The organism is Pollutimonas subterranea (genome assembly GCF_002849655.1).
GTDB lineage: Bacteria > Pseudomonadota > Gammaproteobacteria > Burkholderiales > Burkholderiaceae_B > Pollutimonas > Pollutimonas subterranea.
Window position 1 is genome coordinate 413,941 of sequence record NZ_PDNW01000001.1, and the last position, 19,814, is coordinate 433,754.

Here is a 19,814-nt window from a genome sequence, read left to right on the forward strand (position 1 = left end):
TATATTCGGGCGTTTTTTGCCCTGCCTGGGTATCCTCTGCTTCAGTATGGTGCGTGAACGATGGCGCAACACAAATCGCGTGCGCCAAGTCAGTGCGTGCGCGATGCCTCTATGAGGAAGGTGGGCTAAAGCAGCCAGTCGATGGGAAGCACCGAAAAAATCTTGACGGCGATGCGTCGCCACAGGCTGGCGTGCGGTTCGGTGTCGTAACGCGTTTCTTCGCCATCCTTGCGTTCTATCCAGTACACATCCCCGTCGTCGGTGAGCTTGACCTCGTAGGCGATGGCTAACACTTTGTCATTGAACGCGGTGTTGATTTGCATCGCCATCGCGGGGCTGTCAATCACAAAGCCGAGCTCGGTGTTCAGTTTCGCCGACCGGGGATCGAAATTGAATGAGCCGACGAAAACGTGTTCGCTGTCTATGGTGAACGTCTTGGCATGGAGGCTGGATCCCGAGCTGCCAAAAGGACCGCTGCCTTTGTCCCTTGGTCCGTCCGACAGGCGTTTCATTTCATAAAGCTCGATGCCGGCCTCCAATAGCGCCTTGCGCCGCTTGGCGTAGCCCGCATGAACCGCGGCGACATCAGTGGCGTCCAGCGAGTTGGTCAGGATCTGCAGCTTCACGCCGCGCTTGGCCAGCGCCGTAAAACTATGCACACCCGCTTCAGTCGGCACAAAGTAGGGCGAAGTCAGTTTGACGTCGGATTTCGGTTCGCCAATAATCTGGCCCAGCTCATGGGTCAGCAACTGCTCTTTCGGCACTTGGCCCAGTCCTTTGCGCGGATCGTCACTGACCATACGGGTTACCGCCCAGTCCATGGCGATGGTTTCGTCGGCGAGTTGCCGGACCAGGCCGGAGTCGCGCAGAGCCTTCAAATAGGTCTCGGCCCGCGGGTCACGTTCCAGGAGAGCGGCCTCGGACCTTAGCGCTTGCAGGCGTTCAGGGTCTGCCTTCGGTAGTATCAATTCCACGGGATAAGCCGACTGGCTATTCCAGTAACGATCGAAATCGTCGGATACCTCTTTGACGATGGGGCCGATTGCGGCCACGTCCAGGTCGGCGAACAGTACACCGTCGGTGGCACCAAAATACTCGTCGCCCATATTGCGGCCGCCGATGATGGTGACTTGATTATCGGCGGTGTAGGATTTATTGTGCATGCGCCGATTGGCGCGTGAAAAATCCGTAATGTAGCCCAGCCACTTTGGCGAGCGGACAAGGAACGGATTGAACAGGCGTACTTCGATATTTGGATGCGCATCCAGGGCCGAGAGCGTGGCGTCCAGGTCGGACGGATTGTTATCGTCCAGCAAGAGGCGCACGCGCACACCGCGGTCGGCTGCCGTCCTCAAGGCTTCGAACATCAGCGTGCCGGTCAGGTCCTTGCGCCAGATATAGTATTGAACATCCAGCGTACGTTCGGCGGCCTTTGCCAGCAGCGCACGCACCGCGAACGCATCCCTGGGATTGGACAGCATATGGATGCCTGATTTTCCCGGATGGGCGCTCGCCATGTGCGAGATTCCTTTCCCCAGGGTGGTGCGAACGGATTCCTCAGTAGGCAAGGCCGTGGTGTACGTCCGGTTTTCCAGAGAGGGCAGGGACGTGCATCCGGCAATCAGGGCCGCCACGCAGGCGAAAATTATATATAGCGAGGCGCGTGCTGGTACGCTCATTGTTTTGGCTCCTGCCTGTTTCAAAAGGACTTTTCTATGAATTATGTTCTGGCACACGGATCATGGCATGGTGGTTGGTGCTGGCGCGCTGTGGCGAGCCGGCTGCGCGATGCCGGCCATCAAGTCTTTACGCCCAGCTTTACCGGCATGGGTGACCGTGCCCATTTGCTGCGCAACGATATCATGATTGACGTTTTCATCGACGACCTGATCCAGGTCATCCAGTCAGAGGAACTGGATGACGTCATTCTGGTTGGACATAGTTTTGCGGGCGTGCCGATAACCGGCGTCGCAGATCGCATTCCAGAGAGCATTGCGCATCTGGTCTACTTTGACTCGGTTGTGCTGGAAAGCGGCAAGAACGCTTTTTCGAATTATCCCAAGGCGGATGCCGACGCCCGTATTGCCTCGGCGGCCAAGGCTACTGGTGGAATGGCTGTACCGGTGCTCGCACAAATCCCCCCGGTATGGGGACTGGAGCCGGGGACGGCAGAGTACGACTGGGTCAGTCGCCGAATGACTCCGCATCCACTGGCCAGCTACATGACACCCCTGGTCCTGAATAATCCCATCGGCAATGGCCTGCCGCGCACCTACCTGCACTGCAGCAAGCCCTCGCATCATTTGCTGGAAGATTCGCGTCAGTTGGTGCAATCGCTGCAGGGCTGGAACTGGATCGATGTCCCAGCCCCGCACGAGGCGCATATCACTCATCCTGAACTATTGAGCGACATATTGCTCAAGATATGAGTCCCCGGCTGTCAGGCCGTCAGGACTGCACGACCGGTTATCCTGCCGTTGCGCAAGGCCGTCAAGGTAGCGTCCGCTTGATCAAGCTCGTATCGTTGTATCGGGATAGGAGCTATTCGCCCTGTCTTGACAAGGTCGATAAGTTCGCGAAGCTCGACCAGGTTGCCCACATAGCTGCCGATAATATTCATGGCTTTCATGGGAATCAGGGCAATAGGCCAGGATGAAGCACCACCGAACAGGCCTATGAGTATCAGCTTACCGCCCTTGGTCAGGCAATCGAAGGCAAGGCCCGTGGTCGATGGCGCACCTACCAGGTCGATGACGGCTTGTGCGGGCTTGCCGTCCAGCGCTTTGAGGATTTGCTGGGCCGCATCGGGAGCAGCGCCGTCGATCGCCGCCAGGGCGCCCGCATCCAGGGCCGCCTGCCGCTTGGCGGGATCGATGTCCACCACGATGGCGCCAACGCCGTTGAGCGCGGAAAGTAAGCTCAGGCACATCAGGCCCAGCCCACCCGCACCCATGATGATAATCGGATGCTGCTGGTAGATGGGCGCGCCAATTTTCTTGAGCGCGGAATAAGTAGTCAGGCCCGAGCATGCATAAGGCGCGATCTGGGCAGGGTCCAGATCGCCGATATCGATCAGGTACTTGGCGTCGGGAACCAGGATATGGTCGGCATATCCGCCGCTGCGGTGCACACCCAGGCACTTGGGTGCGGAGCAGTGATTCTCCATACCGTCCAGGCATGCGGGGCATTGCCCGCAACCTATCCACGGGTACACCAGGTAATTGCGGTCCAGCTCGACGCCGGCGGCGTCCGGCCCCATGGCCAGCAGCGTGCCGGCGGTTTCGTGTCCCATGGTGAGCGGAAGCGAAACGCCGCGATCCTTCAATGCCAGGGTGCGGCCATTGCCCAGATCGTAGCCCCCCTCCCAAAGGTGAATGTCGCTATGACATACCCCCGCGGCACGTACTTGCAGCAGCACTTCCTTACCGGAGGGTACCGGGGTGTCGACATCTTGCCGCAATAATGGTTCGCGGAAATTCACTACGCAATAGCACTTCATGACGCGTCTCCTCTTGTCATTTTTTTACTAACGGACATTGGCTGTCTGCCAGTGGGACGAATAGCTTATCACCGGGAATGGTTGCCAGGATTTTGTAAACGTCGTTTGCCGATTTGGACTCGGAGGGTTTCTTCACCTGCACTTGGTACATATCCATGATGACGCGGCCATCTTCTGGACGTACCCGCGCATTGCTGATGAGTTTGGTCCGTACCGGAAGCTCGCGTATTTTTGCATTGACTTTCAAGCTGTCGAACGTGCCCGCCGCTTTTACGGCTTCCAGGTAATGCATGGTGGAAACATACGAGAGTGCCTGGACCATGGACGGGGCCCGCTTGAACCCTGTCTTTTCTTGCCAGCGTTTTGCCCATGCGCGTGTGTTGTCGTTCGCATCCCAGTAGAACGGCGTGGGAAAACTGAGATCCTGGGCATAGTCCAGTCCCATGCCGAAGACGTCATTAATGAATACGAGGAAGGTGACGAGTTTTTGGTTTCCGCCGGTCAGGCCGAAGTCCTGGGCCTGCTTGATAAGGTTGATCAGGTCGCCGCCTGCGCTGGCAAGGCCGATCACGTCAGCCTGAGACGACTGGGCTTGCAGCAGGTATGACGCGAAATCGGATGATCCAAGAGGGTGGCGGGTACTGCCCTGCACTTTTCCGCCGGCCGCTGTCACGAAGTTGCTTGCCGTTTCCTCCATCGTCTTGCCGAAGACATAATCGGTCGTGATGAAGTACCAGCTTTTTCCACCGCTCTTGACGGTGTTGCCCACAACCGCATTGGCCAGGGCATAGGTATCGGGCGCCCATTGCGTGCTTATGGGCGAGCATTGCTTGCCGCTGAAATCGCCGGCGAAGCCGCCGCTGATCAACGCCACACCCTTTTTCTCGGCCGCTACGTGCATGGCGGCCAGACCCGTCGAACTCGCACCGCCGTCGACGACGGCGACCAGGTTCTGGGTATCGAACCAGTTGCGTACCATGGTCGAGGCAACGTCGACCTTGTTCTGACTGTCACCGCCTATGACTTCAATTTTCTTGCCCAATACGGAACCGCCGAAGTCCTCAACCGCCATGCGGACCGAAACTTCCGAGCCCAGCCCGCCAAGGTCGGAATAGATGCCGGAGCGGTCATTCGATACGCCAATACGCGCAACATCGGCGCTCTGGGCTCCGGCATGGTTCGATAACAACGCGCAGGTCAACGCAAGCGCCAAAGATCTCAGTTTCATTTTGTTGTCTCTCTTTTATTTATGAAGGGGTGTAAAGCGGTGGTGCAGCAGATGCTAGTTCAATTGGACGCCGGCGGCGTTGATGACGTCTCCCCAGCGCCTGGTTTCGCTGCGGATATAAGCAGCATATTCATCGGCCGTCGACCCCAGCGGTTGTGCGCCCTGCGCTGCCAGTTGCTTGAGTATCGAATCCGACTTCAATGCTTTGCGAACTTCGGTGTTGAGTTTCTGGACAATGGCCGGCGGCGTGCCCGCGGGAACGACAATACCCTGCCATGCGCCTATTTCAAACCCCGCGATGGTGTCTTCGGCAACCGTGGGCACATCAGGCAACTTGTCGCTGCGCGCTTTGCTGGTGAGAACCAGCGCCTTGACCCGCTTGTCACGAATGAATGGCAGCGAATCGTTGAGCGTATTGGTCATGAACTGGACCTGGCCGCCGACCAGGTCGGTCAAGGCCGGGGCGCTGCCTCGATAGGGAATATGCTGGGCCTTGATGCCTGTGGATTGGTTGAACAGGAAGGCGCCCAGATGCGTGACATTGCCGGCCCCTGCCGAGCCATAGGAGAGCTTGTCCGGATTTTTTCGGGCATATTCAATGAACTCGGTGATCGTATTTGCGGGTACCGAAGGGTGCGTCAATAAGACGAGAGGAATCACTGCTGTCGACGAGATGGCGTCAAAGTCTGTCGCCGGATCGAAGGCCAGCTTCTTATACAGGTTGGGCGCGAGCGCGATCGAGGACGTGTTGTACAGCATCGTGTAGCCATCGGCCTTGGAGTTAGCCGCTGCCGTCATTCCTATGGTCCCGTTCGCGCCGCCTTTGTTGTCCACGACAATAGTCTGACCCAGTTGTTGCGAAAGCTGTGTTGCCATCACGCGTGCTACCAGATCGGTGGGGCCTCCGGCCGGGAAGGGGACGATCATGGTGATAGGTCTGTCTGGCCAGGCAGCACCATGCGCAGCGGCTATCGTCAGGGGCAGCACCAATGCAACGGTGAACAGCGCTCTTCGTGTTGTCTTCATTTTTGTCTCCTTTTGCTTGCTTATGATTTTTATGTTTCTTGATCGGCGTTTCCCGCGAGCATCCGTGTGGCCGTGTAGGAAATTACATCTTTGCCATGCTGGTTCTTGATATCGATGCGCGACGCGACCACTGCCCGGTTATTTTTGGAAGTGGGGCGTATGGCAGTGACTTCGATTTCGGCCCACACCGTATCGCCCACTACCACCGGGGAAAGCATTTTCTTGTTGACTTCAAGCAAGGCCAGGCCAGTTCCCTGCACCATTCCTTGCATGATCAGTCCTTCGATCAGGCCGTAGGTAAGCGCTCCCGGAACGGGACGCCCCTTGATCGCGCCATGCTCGAATGTGGTATCGATAAAAATCGTTTCGAGCATACCCGTGACACTAATGAAATTGATGACGTCAGTTTCCGTGATCGTGCGCCGGAATGTCTTGAAGCGTTGTCCGACCGATAGTTCTTGCCAGTAGTATCCACGGCCAAGCGTGGGTAGTGCATCATTGTCATTCATGAGTATCCTTTTTTGATGTATCGAGTTCAGCGGTGGGCGGCTGCCTCATGGCCGCCTTGCTCGCCAGCATGGCGTTAATCTGTGCATCCGACAATCCGGCTTCTGACAAGATCTCGCAGGTATGTTGGCCCAGCCGGGGCGGCATGGTTGGTGCAATGTTGCTGCCTTCCATACGCACCGGACTGCGGACGTAGCGATATGCGTTCTGCTCGGTGTCGCGTACGTCGACAAACAAATTGACGCTTTTCAGATGCGGGTCCTGTTCCAGGTCGTCCAGCGAATTGATTTTTGTGGCTGGAATTTCCACGCGCCGGCAAAAATCCAGCCAGTCGCAGGTGGAGCGTTCGCGCATGATGCGGCTTAACAGTTCGTACAACTGGTCGATATGGTCAGTACGCGCTGCGATGTTGCTGAAGCGCGGATCGAGCGCAATAGCTTCGTTACCGGTGCCTACGAAGAAACTCTTCCAGTGGCTGTCGGTATACGGCATGATGCAGACGTAGCCATCCGCTGTCTGGTAGGGCTTGCGCCAGGGCGTCAACGTGCGGGGATAACCGGCCGGTTGATCCGCGCCGACCAGGTGGCGGCCATAGAAATGTTCGACCAGCATGTACGATGTCATGGATTCGAACATGGGGACTTCAACGAATTGACCCTGACCGGTGCGCTCCCGCTGGAATAGTGCGGCCAGAATGGCATGGGCGGCAATCAAACCGCAAGTCTTGTCGGCGGCAATCGTCGGCAGATATCGAGGTGTGCCGGTCTGTCGCGCAACAATGTCTGCAACGCCGCTCAAGCCCTGTATCGTATCGTCGTAGGCGGGCCGGCCATCGTACGCGCCGCCGCTGCCGAAACCGTGCAGGCCGGCGTAGATCAGCCGCGGATTGCGTGTTCGCAAGGTATCGGAGTCCAGGCCCAGGCGCACCATTTTTTGCGGTCTGATGCTATGCATGAAGACGTCTGCCTGGTCCACCATGGTCAGAAGCGCTTCGCGTGCGCTGGCTTGTTTCAGGTCGAGGACAATGCTGCGCTTGTTTCGATTGACGCCCAGGAATATCGCCGAGAGGCCGGCTTCGAATGCTGGCCCGGTATTACGCGTGGAGTCGCCGCCTGGTGCTTCGATCTTGATCACATCGGCCCCGTAGTCGGCCAGTATTTGAGAGGCATAGGGGCCGAAAACGACCGAAGTAAGGTCGAGGATGCGGATGCTGCTCAGCGCAGCAGTAGGGGCTGTATTTGTATTCATGGCTTGAAGAGTCTATTCTTGGGCTCCGATAACGGTCTAATATTGTTTATCTATCGAGCGATAACAAGACGACATGGGTATAACTCTCCGTCAATTCCAGCAGTTCATTGCCGTCGCCGAGCATGGAAGCTACCGCCAGGCGGCCGAAAAACTATTTGTCGCGCAGCCGGCGTTGTCGGTGTCGATACAGAAGCTGGAGGCCGAAGTCGGAGCGCAATTGCTCGAGCGGGGCTCCAAAGGCGTCACGTTGACGCCGGCTGGCCATGCCTTGATCAAGGACGCCAAGACGGCATTGTTCTACAGCGAACAAGCCTGCCGATCTGCGCGGTTGGTGGCTCTGGGCGAGTGGGGCACGTTGCGGCTTGGTTTTGTCGGTTCGGCGACCTACACCTTACTGCCCTTATGCGTACCGGCGTTTAGAACCGACCATCCCGATGTCAAGATTGAACTGCGCGAAGACAGCTCGATCGGGCTGATTGGCCTGGTGCGCAACCACGAGATCGATGCCGCAGTGGTACGTGGACCGATCGCTGAAGAGGACGCTATCGAAGCCTGGGTTATTCAGCGTGATGATCTGGTTCTGGCGGTGCCTGTCGGCCACCCGCTGGCTTCCCGCAAAAAACTGTCTTTGAAGGAGTGCCGCAACGAGCAATTCGTGCTCTACGCGTCAACGTTGGTGCCTGGCCTGCACGGCGAGGCATTATCGCTGTGCCATAAAGCCGGCTTCACGCCACGTGTCAGCCAGGAAGCCATTCAAGTACAAACGCAGCTCAGCCTGGTTGCGAGCGGAATGGGGATAGCGCTGGTGCCGGCCGTGACAAGGTCTTATTCCCCCCAACATGTCCGCTTCATCGATTTGGCCGATGATGGAGCGCGAAGATGCTTGTCCTTGTCGCTGGTTGCCCATCGAGACACCCGTTCTCCGCTGGTCGGGCGGCTCCGCGACAAAATGCTCATGCTCGTGGCGTCCTGATCTGGTCAGTGAGTGGTTTTCCGTATTGCGCGCTTCTGCATGAAGGCGCCGACAGCCTGCGCGTGGTCTGCTGTCTTGTGAGCAATGGCTTGAAAGGCGGCAGACATTTCCAGCAGGGTATCCAGCCGGCTGTGTTGTCCTTCGCGCAGAAGTCGCTTGCTCATACGGACTGCTTCAGGCGGATTGACGGCAATACGTTGGGCCATTTTCCGGCACTCGTCCATCAGTTGATCCTGGGCGACGACTTTGGAAACCAGCCCCCACTCCAGGGCTTGCTGCGTGTCGATGGCATCGCCGGTAAGCGTCATTTCCGCGGCGCGCGACATGCCGATAAGGCGAGGAAGGAACCAGGCGCCGCCGTCCCCGGGCACGATGCCCAGCTTGACGAAGCTCTCGGCGAAGATCGCGCGTTCGGATGCAATTCGAATATCGCACATGCACGCCAGATCGAAGCCGGCACCGATAGCGGGACCGTTTATAGCTGCGATCGTGGGAACTTCGAGCTTGTGCAGGGCCAGCGGCAGGCGCTGGATTCCTTCCCTGTATTCGTGACGCAGGGCGGCGCTGTCGAATTTAGGCTCGAGCTGGCGCTCCATTTCGTGAATGCTTCCGCCCGACGAAAACGCCTTTCCGGCCCCGGTGATGATGGCGACGCGCACGGCGGGATCCGCTTCAATACGCTCGAACGCGGCCAGAAAAGCATCAACAAGCGTGTTGCCGGTGAGGGCATTGCGTGTTTCTTCGTGATCCATGGTCAGGATCACAACTCCGTGTTCGTCTTGTTCAAAATGCAATATTCGATCCATTCGGCCCTCTTGGGTAGGTAAGCGGCGGACTTGTTCAGCCCGATGCCAAGTAGAGAAGCTTAGAGGCGAAAGTGGATTGAATCCAATGTTAATTTGTTAACGAATAATAGCGAGCGTACGAGATTGTCCGCGACGGCCGGGGCGATACAAAGGCGTTATCACTATGCACGAAAATACTATTAGACACGCAGGAATGGCCGCGCCTAGTATCTACGTAACGATATGAACGCGCGCCATTGCACAAGCCATGATAGACACTTTAGAGCTTACTGAAATTCCAGCCGAGGACGAGGCACTACGCCAAGAGATACGGGCTTTCCTGAACGCTGGCATCGGCACCATGGAGCCGGATGTCCGGGCGCGTTCCTGGATGGGGTTTGATGCCGACTTCAGCCGGCAGCTTGCCGCGCGCGGCTGGCTTGGCCTGACACTGCCGGCGCGGTATGGCGGCGCAGACAAAGGGCCATTCGCCCGTTTCGTGATGTCCGAAGAACTCTTGTGCGCCGGAGCGCCAGTATCGGCCCACTGGATTGCGGACCGTCAAAGCGGACCGCTGATTCTGAAGTACGGCACCGAAGCACAAAAGCAATTCTATCTGCCGCGCATTTGCAGCGCCAAGGCTTTTTTCTGCATCGGCATGAGCGAACCAAATGCCGGCTCGGACCTTGCCAGCATCAGAACCCGGGCCGTAGCCGGTCCGGAAGGTTGGCGCTTGAATGGCAATAAGATATGGACCACCAATGCCCAGCATTCGCACTACATGATTGCGTTGGTGCGTACCTCGGGAGACGCCGCCGACCGGTACAAGGGTTTATCGCAGATAATTGTCGACTTGAGCCTGCCTGGCGTCACGATACGTCCCATCAAGGATATGGCCGGCGACGAACATTTTTCCGAAGTGTTTTTCGAAGACGTCATATGTCCGCAAGATGCTCTGGTCGGCACGGAGGGTAACGGGTGGGAGCAGGTCAACGCAGAACTCGCGTTCGAACGTAGCGGCCCGGAGCGACTGTACTCCAGCATGGTATTGCTCGAGAGCTGGTTGCAGCATTGCCGGCAGACCGGCGATAACAACGGCCGAACGGTCGAAACGTTAGGGAAAATCGTATCGTGGCTGGCGGTGCTGAGGGCCATGTCGATTTCATTGGCCGGCAAGCTGGCACGTGGCGAAAGCCCGGCCATTGAAGCCAGTCTGGTCAAGGACCTCGGTACGGAAATCGAGCAGGCCATTCCCCAACTGATCGGCGAGATCCTGGGCTCTTCCCCTCACACCCCTGTTCCAGCGCCTTTGCGCCGGACGCTGGTTTATCTGGAACAGATGGCGCCGTCGTTCTCGTTGCGCGGTGGAACGCGTGAAATTCTAAGGGGCATCATTGCCCGCGGCCTTGGCCTACGATAAGGATAGTCATGGATACGCTGCTTTCCGATTCCGTTGAGCGATTGTTTGCACAAATTTCGACGCCTGCGGCAATCCGTGCGATCGAGAATGGCTCCAGTCCGGAGGCGATGTGGAGCGAAATCGATAAGTCAGGATTTCTCGACGCATTGGTGCCTGAATCGCTGGACGGTGCGGGTCTGGCATTGGCCCAGGTGTTTCCGATGTTTCTGTCGGCAGGCCGGCATGCCGTACCATTACCCTTTGCACAGACCATGCTGGCTCGGGCCTGGCTTGCCTCCGCGGGGGTTGCACCCCCCAGCGGCCCGATCAGTATCACCGGCATGGGGGTACGATCGGACAAGGGCGCTATCGATATCGATGCGCTGCCTTTCGGGCTTGTATCCGCATGGGTGTTGGCAGACCTGGGAGGCCAGGTTGCCTTGTTGCCGCAAGCAGACGCGAGCAGTGTGTCGACGCATGGCCGAGGCGGCCTGTCGGCGTCCTTGCGCTGGGAAACATGGCCGAGTACCGGGATAAAAATGCCGGCGTCGATATCCGGAAACGCCCGATTAGACGAAATGGCCGCGGCAAGCTATGCCGCATTGATGGCCGGTGCGGCCGATCGTGTTCTCGCGATGACGCTGGACTATGCGAATCAGCGCAGCCAGTTTGGCAAACACATCGGCAAGTTCCAGGCCATCCAGAATCAGATCAGCATCATGGCCGAGCGCACGTGGGCCGCCCGAATGGCCGCGCAATTGGCCTGCCAGAGCACGGACTGGATCCCAAGACCCTCGCTGGCGGCGCTCGGGAAAGCACGCAGTAGCGAAGCGGCCGGACTCATTGCCGATATAGCGCATGCGGTGCACGGCGCCATAGGCGTGACCGACGATTATGACTTGCAGTTGTATACGCGCCGCTTGCGAGTGTGGCGCCTGTGCGCGGGAGCGGAAAGCTACTGGACGGGTCGTATCGGCGCCCAGTTAATGGGTCAGCCGCAAACGTCCGCGCTGGCCTTCATATGCGGGCAATTATCGATGGAAACTGAGCCACGCGAAGGCTAGTGCAGGCCGCCGCCGGTTGCCCAGGTGGCGCCCTGCTGGATCAGCAAGTCGGCCAATCCTTGCGCTTCGTCCGCGCTGAGTCCGTGTTCCATCATGGTAAAGATCGCGAAATCGACGCCGGATGACTGCGTCATTTGCCAGCTGTCACCGGTGCTTTCCAGTTCAAGTCCCGATCTGTGCAACACATTTCCATTGGGCAGGATTGTCCAAATGCTGGGTTGCGCCTGTAATTCTTTCTCCACATTTTTCTCGAAATTCTATGGCAGAGGCATGCGCCGATCTGCTTGTTATTGTTGATTGTTTGCTCGGCGGTGGAGACCATTGCTGCGCAACGGTGAAACATCGTCAAGAAGGATGACATATAACGATATAGTAATAAACGGCCGCAACGCATATCGTATGAACTACGGAGAATTCGCAGCTCTGTTACATCGATTAGCCTAGTTTGTTGTCTGCGATATGGTAGTGAGGGTCTTCGTATTCATTGACCTCTACCATGGCTTTGGCACGATCCAGCAATTCAAGGCAGTCGGGACTGAGATGACGCAGATGCAGTGTTTTTCCCAATTGCTGATATTTGCCGGCCAGGCTGTCGATCGCTTCGATTGCGGAATGGTCGGCCAGGCGCGCGTCCAGGAAATCGATGACCACCTGTGAAGGATCTTCCCGCGGAGTGAACAGCGAAGCGAAGTTAGCGGTGGACGCGAAGAACAAGGTGCCTTTGACGGTATATACCTTGCGACCGATTTTATCGTGGCTCACCGTGGCGTGGATTTCCTTGGCATGCTGCCATGCGAAGACCAGCGCCGCGAACATGACACCCACGAACACCGCAATGGCCAGGTCGGTCAATACGGTGATGACGGTTACGCCGATCACGATGATGGCGTCCTGGCGCGGAATCTTGCGCAAGGCTTGCAGGCTGCCCCAGGCGAAGGTCTTTTGCGACACCACGAACATCAGTCCGACCAGCGCAGCCAGGGGAATCATTTCTATCCATCGCGACAGGAACAGGATGAAGCCGAGCAGGAACAGGGCGGCGACAATGCCCGAAAGGCGGTGGCGCGCACCGTTGTTGATGTTGATCATGCTCTGGCCTATCATCGCGCAGCCACCCATGGTGGAGAATAGTCCGCCTGCAACATTGGCCAGACCTTGAGCCAGGCATTCGCGGTTCGGCTTGCCGCGGCTGTCGGTGATGGTATCAATAAGATTGAGTGTCAATAGTGTTTCGATCAGGCCTATCGCTGCCAGGATGAGCGCATACGGGAATATGACATAAAGCGTTTCCAGATTCATTGGAACCTGCGGAAAGTGGAATTGCGGCAAGCCGCCGGCAATCGACCCCATATCGGATACGGTCTTGGTGTCGATGCCCAGCCCCGCTACCAGTCCTGAAATGATCAGGATGGCTGCCAGCGACGATGGGATCATGGTCGTGAACCGCGGCAAGATGTAGATGATCGCCATCGTTAATGCAATCAATCCCAGCATCATCCACAGTTGAGCGCCGCTCATCCAGGCGGCGACGCCGTCCGCGCCCATGGTCGTGAAATGGCCGAACTGCGCCAGGAAGATGACGATGGCCAGACCGTTGACGAAACCCAGCATGACCGAGTGCGGAACCATGCGTATGAACTTGCCAAGCTTGCAGACGGCAAACACTATTTGCAGCATGCCCATCAGGACGACCGTGGCGAACAGGTACTCGGCACCATGGCTCACCACCAGGCTCACCATCACGACGGCAAGGGCTCCAGTGGCCCCGGATATCATGCCAGGCCTTCCGCCGAATACCGATGTGATCAGGCAGACGATGAAGGCGGCATAAAGGCCGGTAAGCGGGCTGACCTGGGCAACCAGGGCAAAGGCGATGGCCTCGGGCACGAGGGCGAGCGAAACGGTAATGCCGCTCAAGACGTTGGTCTTGATGTCGGCGGGCTTGAGGGCGAGCAAGATTATCCTTCAGGGCGAGCGGCGGCCTTTGCTGGCTGGCCGCTGGAAAAAGAAAAACGTAATGGCAATTTTCGCGTGTAAACCTGGACAGTAGAACCCAGGAGGCGGCCGATTTGATGTCGGCCGGAGCGGAACGAATTATTGCACAGGCATTGCAGCAATGGTCTGCGCCACCGCCGCGGTCAGTTTTTTGCCGTACGGTACATGAAGGAATTCGTTGGGGCCATGGGCGTTCGATTGTGGGCCCAGTACGCCGCATACCATGAACTGCGACTTGGGAAAACCCGCCTGAAGAAGATTCATCAGGGGTATGGTGCCTCCCTGGCCGATATAGCCACAAGGTGCGCCGTAGTGCGCCTGCGAAGCGGCATCCAGCGCGGACGTCAGCCATGCCGCCGATTCCGGTGCATTCCAGCCGGTGGCCAGCCCCTGGTCCGGCTTGAAGATCACTTTTGCGTTATAGGGGGCATCGGATTCGAGCAGCGATTTCAATTCCTGTGCCGCAGCCACCGCATCGATAAGCGGAGGCAGGCGCAGCGAGAGTTTGAATGCCGTGCGAGGCCGCAAGACGTTGCCCGCGTTGCCCAGCGCGGGCAAGCCTTCGGCGCCGGTGACAGACAGGGTGGGCCGCCAGGTACGGTTCAACAAGGCTTCGTGGGGAGTCGTGGTCATGGGCAATACGAAGCCGCCGTCTGCGCCGCAGCTCCAGGGGAAACGTCGCCAGACTTCATCACCCAGGATTCTGGCCGTTGCATGCACTTGCTCGATGCGGCTGGCGGGAATTTCGCAGTGAAAGCTTTGCGGCAATAAACGGCCGCTGGCACTGTCTTCCAGTCGGTCCAGCAGATGGCGCAGGATGCGAAAGCTGGACGGCACGACGCCGCTGGCATCGCCCGAGTGTACGCCTTCATCCAGGACCTGAACTTCAAGTGTGCCGGCGACCATGCCACGCAGCGAGGTTGTCATCCACAGCTGATCGTAATTGCCGGCGCCTGAATCCAGGCACACTACCAGCGCGACATTGCCCAGCCGGTCTCGTAATGCGTCAACATAGGGAAGCAGATCGTAGCTACCCGATTCTTCGCACGTTTCGATGATGCCGACGCAGCGGGGGCGGGGTACGCCTTGCTTGTCCAGGGCCAGAATAGCGGTAAGCGATGCATAGACAGCGTAACCGTCGTCCGCGCCGCCACGCCCATACAGCTTGCCGTCCTCGTATTTCGGGGTCCATGGGCCCAGGTCGGAACGCCAGCCGGAAAATTCGGGTTGCTTGTCCAGGTGGCCGTACATCAGGACGGTATCGCCGTTATCGCTACGTGTGGCGGGGGCATCGAAGTAAATGACGGGTGTGCGACCGGGCAGGCGCACAACTTCGAGTGTCAGACGCGATACCTTTTGCGCTTCGACCCATAGGGCGGCGTCGCGCACCACGCTGTCGATATAGCCGTTGCGGGCCCAGTCAGGGTCGAATGCAGGGCTTTTGGCCGGGACGGCAATGTAATCGGTTAGAGCGGGAACAATTTCGCGGTCCCACTTTTCATCCACGAAGGCTTGCAAGGCGTTCGCGTCAAGGGTAGGCACAGCGTTGTCAGGTAAGGGGAAATCCATGGCGGTGTCCTTGCAAAGGAAGTTTGCGCAACTTCAGTGATGATACGTAATATGATCCGCTTTTGGGAAGAATTTGCCGGATCCGGAAAGGGAATAAAACATATATGTCAGCGCTATTTGATTTGAGCGGCCGCACGGCGCTAGTCACCGGGTCGTCACGTGGCCTGGGTTTTGCGTTTGCCGAAGCCTTGGCGGCCCACGGCGCCAAAGTCGTATTGAACGGTACCAACGTGGCAACACTGGAGGTTGCGGCCGGCGCGTTGCGCAAGAAAGGCTATGACGTGGACAGCGCGGCTTTCGACGTCAGCGACGAAGCGTCCGTCAGCGCGGCGTTCAAGGCGTTCGATGAAAAAAGGCTGGCCGTGGATATCCTGATCAACAACGCCGGTATCCAGCTGCGCAAGCCGTTGGTGGATCTCGAGCTTCAAGAATGGCAGCGTGTGCTCGATACCAATTTGACCAGCGCTTTCCTGGTCGCCAGGGAAACCGCGAAACGAATGATTGCCCGCGGCTCGGGCGGCAAGATCGTGAACATAGGGTCGCTGACCAGTGAGTGCGCGCGCGCCACTATCGCGCCCTATACCGTGGCAAAGGGCGGCATCAAGATGCTGACCCGAGCCATGACGGCGGAATGGGCCACGCACAACATTCAGGCCAATGCGATCGGGCCCGGCTACATGGCGACCGAAATGAATACGGCGCTGATGGACAATCCGCAATTCGATGGCTGGGTTAAATCGCGCACGCCGGCGGGTCGCTGGGGGCTTCCTGAAGAATTGGCAGGTACGGCCATCTACCTTTGCTCCAAAGCCTCCGACTATGTGAATGGCCAGATTATCTACGTGGACGGCGGCATGCTTGCCGTCCTGTGAACCAGGTTTTGGCCGATCAAGTCACCATGTAGCCGCCATCGACCGGCATGATGACGCCAGTCATGAATGCCGACGCGTCGGAGCAAAGAAATATGACCGCTTGCGCGACATCGTCGGGCGTCCCCCAGCGCTTTAGCGGCGTGCGCTCAAGAATTGGCCTGGCGCGTGTCTCGTCGTTTTGCAGCGCCTCGGTTAAGGGAGTTGCAATCCACCCGGGTGCGACAGCGTTCACGCGGATGCCGTCGACCGCATAGGCGATGGCCAGGGATTTGGTCAGTTGCGCAATACCGCCCTTGCTGGCGCTATAGGCGGGAACCAGTCCGCCACCAAAAAAGCTGAGCATGGATGCGGTGTTGACGATGCATCCGCCGGACTTGGCCAGCAAAGGGCGGATTTCCTCGCACAGGCGCATAGTTCCAATAAGGTTGATGTTCAGCACGCGCTCGAAAACGGGAAGCTTGAACTCTTCGCCGCGACAAATGATGCCGGCGCAATTGACCAGAATGTCGGCGCTGGTCACGCTTTGCGCGAATGCGCGTATATCGTCCTCGTGGGTGACGTCAAGAATGACTTCCGTAATGCCATCCGATCGATATGCCGCGGCGTCGCTGGACGGCAGCCCGGTGGCATACACCCGGGCACCCAGGCCGGCGAGGGCCTCGGCAACGGCGCGGCCTATGCCCTGGGTGCCGCCGGTGACGATTGCCGTCTTGTGAGTCAGGAGGTCGGGTCTGAAGCTCATGGGTGTCCCTTGCGTGATTCCGTGCCTTGCATTTCAGCGTATGAATTGGTCAACATAATCCGCGCCAAGGCCGACGCTCTCATAATGCTTGCGACACATGTCCAGCTTGGTGAAGACATCTTCAAACCCGGTGTGATTGCCTTCGCTGTCAACGTAGTACATCACCCCGTTGACCTGAAACAGGGTGATCATTTCTTCTACGTCCTCGGGAACATACAAGGTGTGTGTCTCGCCAGGGGGTTCGAACACATAGCTGCCTTCCGTTGCAACCCAGTCATGTTCCAGATAGCGCCACGAGCCCTTGATGACATAGCCGTGTACGGCCTGCGGATGGCGGTGGCAGCTGAGCACGCCGGACTTTCGTACCCGCAGCAGATTGGTCCAGTAGCCCTGCGAGACGTTCAGGCAAAGGGGGCGAAACCATACCTTATCTGCCTGCGGAACCCAGACTCGCTCATCCTGCGGGACGGCATGGGGCACGATGATTTCGGGCAGTGCCTCTTTGGGATTGGGATGTCGATAAGGTACGGCGGCTGTGGACATACTCGGCTCCTTTGCGGCCCGGACGGCGGCATGGCATTGTGACAAAGTATCAAGCTTAAAGAATTAACCCGTCGACGCCACTAAGTGAATACCCATAATGATGAGCAAAAAAAGCGATTCCGGACATTTCTGCCGGGAATCGCAAATGCTGGGGTGAACCGTTTAAGAAGGGTGCCTGAAAAAGACTTTTTGTTTATCCGTTAACGAGATTGATCACGGGTGCTCGAAATTCCTTGAAAAGACCAATGAAGCCGCCAAAACGGGGGGCGAAGGTACTTAGTGGATCCAGGACGGTATCCAGGGTGGTATCCAGTTCCTGCAGTATCTTTCCCACCCGCGGCCAGTAAGCTTGTGCACCGCCGGTGGATGCTTCCAGGTCAGCCAGGGTACGCAACTGGCGATGCAGGCGTTCACCGGTCAGCCCGTGCGCGGCCAGCACGGTTTCATCGATCGAATCGAGCTCCGCCTGAAGCTGCTGGAAGCGATCGTGGACATAGTCGAGGAATACGGCCAGGGTATCGTGCCGCAAGTTCTCGAACAGCGCCGGAGCGGTGTCCGGCTGCGGATGGCCAAGCTGCAATTGCTCGGCGAGCAAATCGTGCAGGAACCGTCTTGCCGCGTCCATGAAGTTGTGGAGATCCCTGGCATCCGGATCGGTTCCCTGAGCCAGCTGGGTAAAGTATGGCATGGTGGTTTTTCCCCTATAGGCTGTTGAGTCGCACTTTGAATGCCATCGTAGGGCCTACGTTCCAGGATGCCCATCAGCCAATGACCCCAACGTGGCGGGTCCAATTGGCCGTAGCCGCTACGTCCTTTGGCGGGTCGTCTACAATGTTTTGTGGAATTTCCAGCTTTCTTCGCGCACCACGGCGCATCAATCAATGGCTCGCCATGACCGAATCCGTACGCTTGAGCAAGTATCTTGCTGACCACTTCTCCTGTTCCCGTCGCGAAGCCGAAAATTATGTGCAGGGGGGTTGGGTGCGTGTGGATGGCCAGGTAATCGAAGAACCGGGGTTCCGGATTCAGCCGCAACAGCATGTGGAGCTCGCTGAAGGTGCTAGCGCGCAGGACCATAAGCCCGTCACAATCCTGCTGCACAAGCCCGTGGGCTATGGCGACAATCCCGGTGAGCGCTCCGTGCTTGATCTCATCACGCCGGCCAATCGCGCACCCGACGATCGCTGCGAGCGCAGTTTCGTCAAGCGTGATTTGAACGGACTGGAACTGATCACACCGCTGGGCGCCGATGCGCTTGGGCTGGTGGTATTTTCGCAGGAATATGCGATAGCCCGAAAACTGACTGACGATGCAGCGCGGATCGAACACGAATATGTGGTGGAAGTGGCCGGGGAGATTGCCGCCGATGGCTTGAAGCGCCTGAATCACGGCCTGTCATGGCGAGGCGTGCGCTTGCCGCCGATCAAGGTCAGTTGGCAGAACGAAACCCGCTTGCGCTTCGCCCTGAAGAACCCACCCGCCGCCTTGATTCCAGACATGTGCCATCAGGTCGGCCTGCAGGTAGTAAGCCTTAAGCGCCTGCGGATCGGGCGGGTATCCATGTCAGGCCTGATCGCCGGCCAATGGCGATACCTGATGGGCTACGAACGCTTCTAGGCGAACGCGTCAGCCGGTATGGCCGCCCCCCAGGCCGAATACAATCGTGTCCAGTTCAGTCAGGCCGCGTTCGGCGAACTTTGGTTCCTTGTCCAGGATGGCGCGGCGATCCAGTACTAATGCTTTCGAATGGCCGGCAAACAAGCCCTGCACTTCAGTTTCGTTAACCGAGAACGGCGGGCCGTCCATTTGATGCTGCGGATAGTCCAGCGTGATCAGGATTCCCCGATAGTGATGCGGCAACTGAGCGTATACATGATGGACATAGCGATGGCGCATGTCAGCAGGAAGGGCAATGAGCGCCGCGCGATCGTAGACGCCCGAGCACGTGGAAAGCGTTGCGGCGTCCAGTGCAAAGATATCGCCGCAAATGATCTCGATGTTTCCGGCGATAAAATGTTTGCCCAGGGGCGACATGTGGCTGCTTGGCTGTAAATCGTTCTCTGAAAAAAACTGCTCTACGGCTAATGGCGAGAGTTCCGCTCCCAGGACCTTGTAGCCCTGATCCGCAAGCCAAAGCATATCCAGCGACTTGCCACAAAGGGGAACCAGTACACGAGAGCCGGCTTCCACGCCCAATGTAGGCCAGTATTTCTGCAAAAGCGGCGTTATCTTGCTCAAGTGGAAATGGGTCTGCCCGTCACGCCATCGTTCCAGCCAGAAATCTGCTTGCATCGTTCCTTCCTTATTTGCGAGTTCGTGGCCTTATTGTAGGGATAAACAGCAAGCCTCGGTTCAGCATGCATC

Annotated in this window: 20 protein-coding genes; 6 read left to right on the forward strand and 14 right to left on the reverse strand. The window is 57.9% G+C overall.

Going from position 1 to position 19,814, the window contains the following annotated elements:
* Positions 1–125: 125 nt before the first annotated feature.
* Entirely contained in the window at positions 126–1,679 is a 1,554-nt protein-coding gene (locus tag CR159_RS01960; protein WP_102072294.1) for a phospholipase D family protein, read from the reverse strand.
* Positions 1,680–1,715: 36 nt separating this feature from the next.
* Between CR159_RS01960 and CR159_RS01965 the strand changes: the two genes are divergently transcribed.
* Entirely contained in the window at positions 1,716–2,429 is a 714-nt protein-coding gene (locus CR159_RS01965) for an alpha/beta fold hydrolase (RefSeq protein ID WP_102072295.1), read from the forward strand.
* Positions 2,430–2,440: 11 nt separating this feature from the next.
* On the opposite strand, the gene CR159_RS01970 is transcribed toward CR159_RS01965, so the two are convergent.
* Genes CR159_RS01970 through CR159_RS01990 form a run of 5 tightly spaced genes read right to left on the reverse strand, consistent with a single transcriptional unit; the run spans position 2,441 to position 7,508 of the window.
* A complete protein-coding gene (locus CR159_RS01970) occupies positions 2,441–3,499 on the reverse strand; it encodes an alcohol dehydrogenase (RefSeq protein WP_102072296.1) in 1,059 nt (352 codons plus the stop codon).
* A gap of 16 nt (positions 3,500–3,515) precedes the next feature.
* Positions 3,516–4,727: an ABC transporter substrate-binding protein gene (locus CR159_RS01975; RefSeq protein WP_102072297.1), complete on the reverse strand. Its 1,212-nt coding sequence runs from the start codon at positions 4,725–4,727 to the stop codon at positions 3,516–3,518.
* 54 nt (positions 4,728–4,781) lie between these two features.
* A complete protein-coding gene (locus CR159_RS01980; RefSeq protein ID WP_102072298.1) occupies positions 4,782–5,753 on the reverse strand; it encodes a Bug family tripartite tricarboxylate transporter substrate binding protein in 972 nt (323 codons plus the stop codon).
* 29 nt (positions 5,754–5,782) lie between these two features.
* Entirely contained in the window at positions 5,783–6,262 is a 480-nt protein-coding gene (locus CR159_RS01985) for a MaoC family dehydratase (RefSeq protein ID WP_102072299.1), read from the reverse strand.
* Positions 6,255–7,508, reverse strand: coding sequence for a CaiB/BaiF CoA transferase family protein (locus CR159_RS01990; protein ID WP_102072300.1), 1,254 nt, complete (start codon positions 7,506–7,508; stop codon positions 6,255–6,257). The genes CR159_RS01985 and CR159_RS01990 overlap by 8 nt, the downstream gene beginning before the upstream one ends.
* Positions 7,509–7,581: 73 nt before the next feature.
* Between CR159_RS01990 and CR159_RS01995 the strand changes: the two genes are divergently transcribed.
* The gene (locus tag CR159_RS01995) at positions 7,582–8,481 is read left to right on the forward strand and encodes a LysR family transcriptional regulator (protein ID WP_102072301.1); all 900 of its coding nucleotides are present in this window, start codon (positions 7,582–7,584) and stop codon (positions 8,479–8,481) included.
* 5 nt (positions 8,482–8,486) lie between these two features.
* Here the strand turns inward: CR159_RS01995 and CR159_RS02000 are convergent, their stop codons facing one another.
* A complete protein-coding gene (locus tag CR159_RS02000) occupies positions 8,487–9,287 on the reverse strand; it encodes a crotonase/enoyl-CoA hydratase family protein (RefSeq protein WP_102072302.1) in 801 nt (266 codons plus the stop codon).
* Positions 9,288–9,534: 247 nt separating this feature from the next.
* Here CR159_RS02000 and CR159_RS02005 point away from each other — a divergent pair, with 247 nt between their 5' ends.
* Both CR159_RS02005 and CR159_RS02010 read left to right on the forward strand, forming a co-directional pair.
* A complete protein-coding gene (locus CR159_RS02005) occupies positions 9,535–10,686 on the forward strand; it encodes an acyl-CoA dehydrogenase family protein (protein ID WP_102072303.1) in 1,152 nt (383 codons plus the stop codon).
* A gap of 8 nt (positions 10,687–10,694) precedes the next feature.
* Positions 10,695–11,729, forward strand: a complete 1,035-nt coding sequence (locus CR159_RS02010; protein ID WP_102072304.1) for an acyl-CoA dehydrogenase family protein — start codon at positions 10,695–10,697, stop codon at positions 11,727–11,729.
* Here CR159_RS02010 and CR159_RS02015 read toward each other — a convergent pair.
* The 3 genes from CR159_RS02015 to CR159_RS02025 form a co-directional block, all read right to left on the reverse strand.
* The gene (locus tag CR159_RS02015; RefSeq protein ID WP_102072305.1) at positions 11,726–11,971 is read right to left on the reverse strand and encodes a hypothetical protein; all 246 of its coding nucleotides are present in this window, start codon (positions 11,969–11,971) and stop codon (positions 11,726–11,728) included. The genes CR159_RS02010 and CR159_RS02015 overlap by 4 nt on opposite strands.
* A gap of 193 nt (positions 11,972–12,164) precedes the next feature.
* Complete coding sequence (locus CR159_RS02020; RefSeq protein ID WP_102072306.1) at positions 12,165–13,685, reverse strand: SulP family inorganic anion transporter; 1,521 nt, start codon at positions 13,683–13,685, stop codon at positions 12,165–12,167.
* Positions 13,686–13,823: 138 nt separating this feature from the next.
* Positions 13,824–15,293 (reverse strand): M20 family metallopeptidase, encoded by a 1,470-nt coding sequence (locus tag CR159_RS02025; protein WP_102072307.1) that lies wholly within the window; start codon positions 15,291–15,293, stop codon positions 13,824–13,826.
* A gap of 104 nt (positions 15,294–15,397) precedes the next feature.
* Here CR159_RS02025 and CR159_RS02030 point away from each other — a divergent pair, with 104 nt between their 5' ends.
* Positions 15,398–16,165: an SDR family oxidoreductase gene (locus CR159_RS02030; protein ID WP_102072308.1), complete on the forward strand. Its 768-nt coding sequence runs from the start codon at positions 15,398–15,400 to the stop codon at positions 16,163–16,165.
* Between the two features lie 16 nt (positions 16,166–16,181).
* On the opposite strand, the gene CR159_RS02035 is transcribed toward CR159_RS02030, so the two are convergent.
* The 3 genes from CR159_RS02035 to CR159_RS02045 form a co-directional block, all read right to left on the reverse strand.
* Entirely contained in the window at positions 16,182–16,907 is a 726-nt protein-coding gene (locus CR159_RS02035) for an SDR family NAD(P)-dependent oxidoreductase (protein WP_102072309.1), read from the reverse strand.
* A 33-nt stretch (positions 16,908–16,940) separates the two neighbouring features.
* Positions 16,941–17,450, reverse strand: coding sequence for a 2,4'-dihydroxyacetophenone dioxygenase family protein (locus CR159_RS02040; protein ID WP_102072310.1), 510 nt, complete (start codon positions 17,448–17,450; stop codon positions 16,941–16,943).
* A 193-nt stretch (positions 17,451–17,643) separates the two neighbouring features.
* On the reverse strand, positions 17,644–18,138 hold the full coding sequence (locus CR159_RS02045) for a hypothetical protein (protein WP_102072311.1): 495 nt from the start codon (positions 18,136–18,138) through the stop codon (positions 17,644–17,646).
* A gap of 203 nt (positions 18,139–18,341) precedes the next feature.
* Here CR159_RS02045 and CR159_RS02050 point away from each other — a divergent pair, with 203 nt between their 5' ends.
* Positions 18,342–19,067: an rRNA pseudouridine synthase gene (locus CR159_RS02050; RefSeq protein ID WP_102072443.1), complete on the forward strand. Its 726-nt coding sequence runs from the start codon at positions 18,342–18,344 to the stop codon at positions 19,065–19,067.
* A 9-nt stretch (positions 19,068–19,076) separates the two neighbouring features.
* On the opposite strand, the gene CR159_RS02055 is transcribed toward CR159_RS02050, so the two are convergent.
* A complete protein-coding gene (locus CR159_RS02055) occupies positions 19,077–19,742 on the reverse strand; it encodes a thiopurine S-methyltransferase (RefSeq protein WP_102072312.1) in 666 nt (221 codons plus the stop codon).
* Between the last annotated feature and the right edge of the window lie 72 nt (positions 19,743–19,814).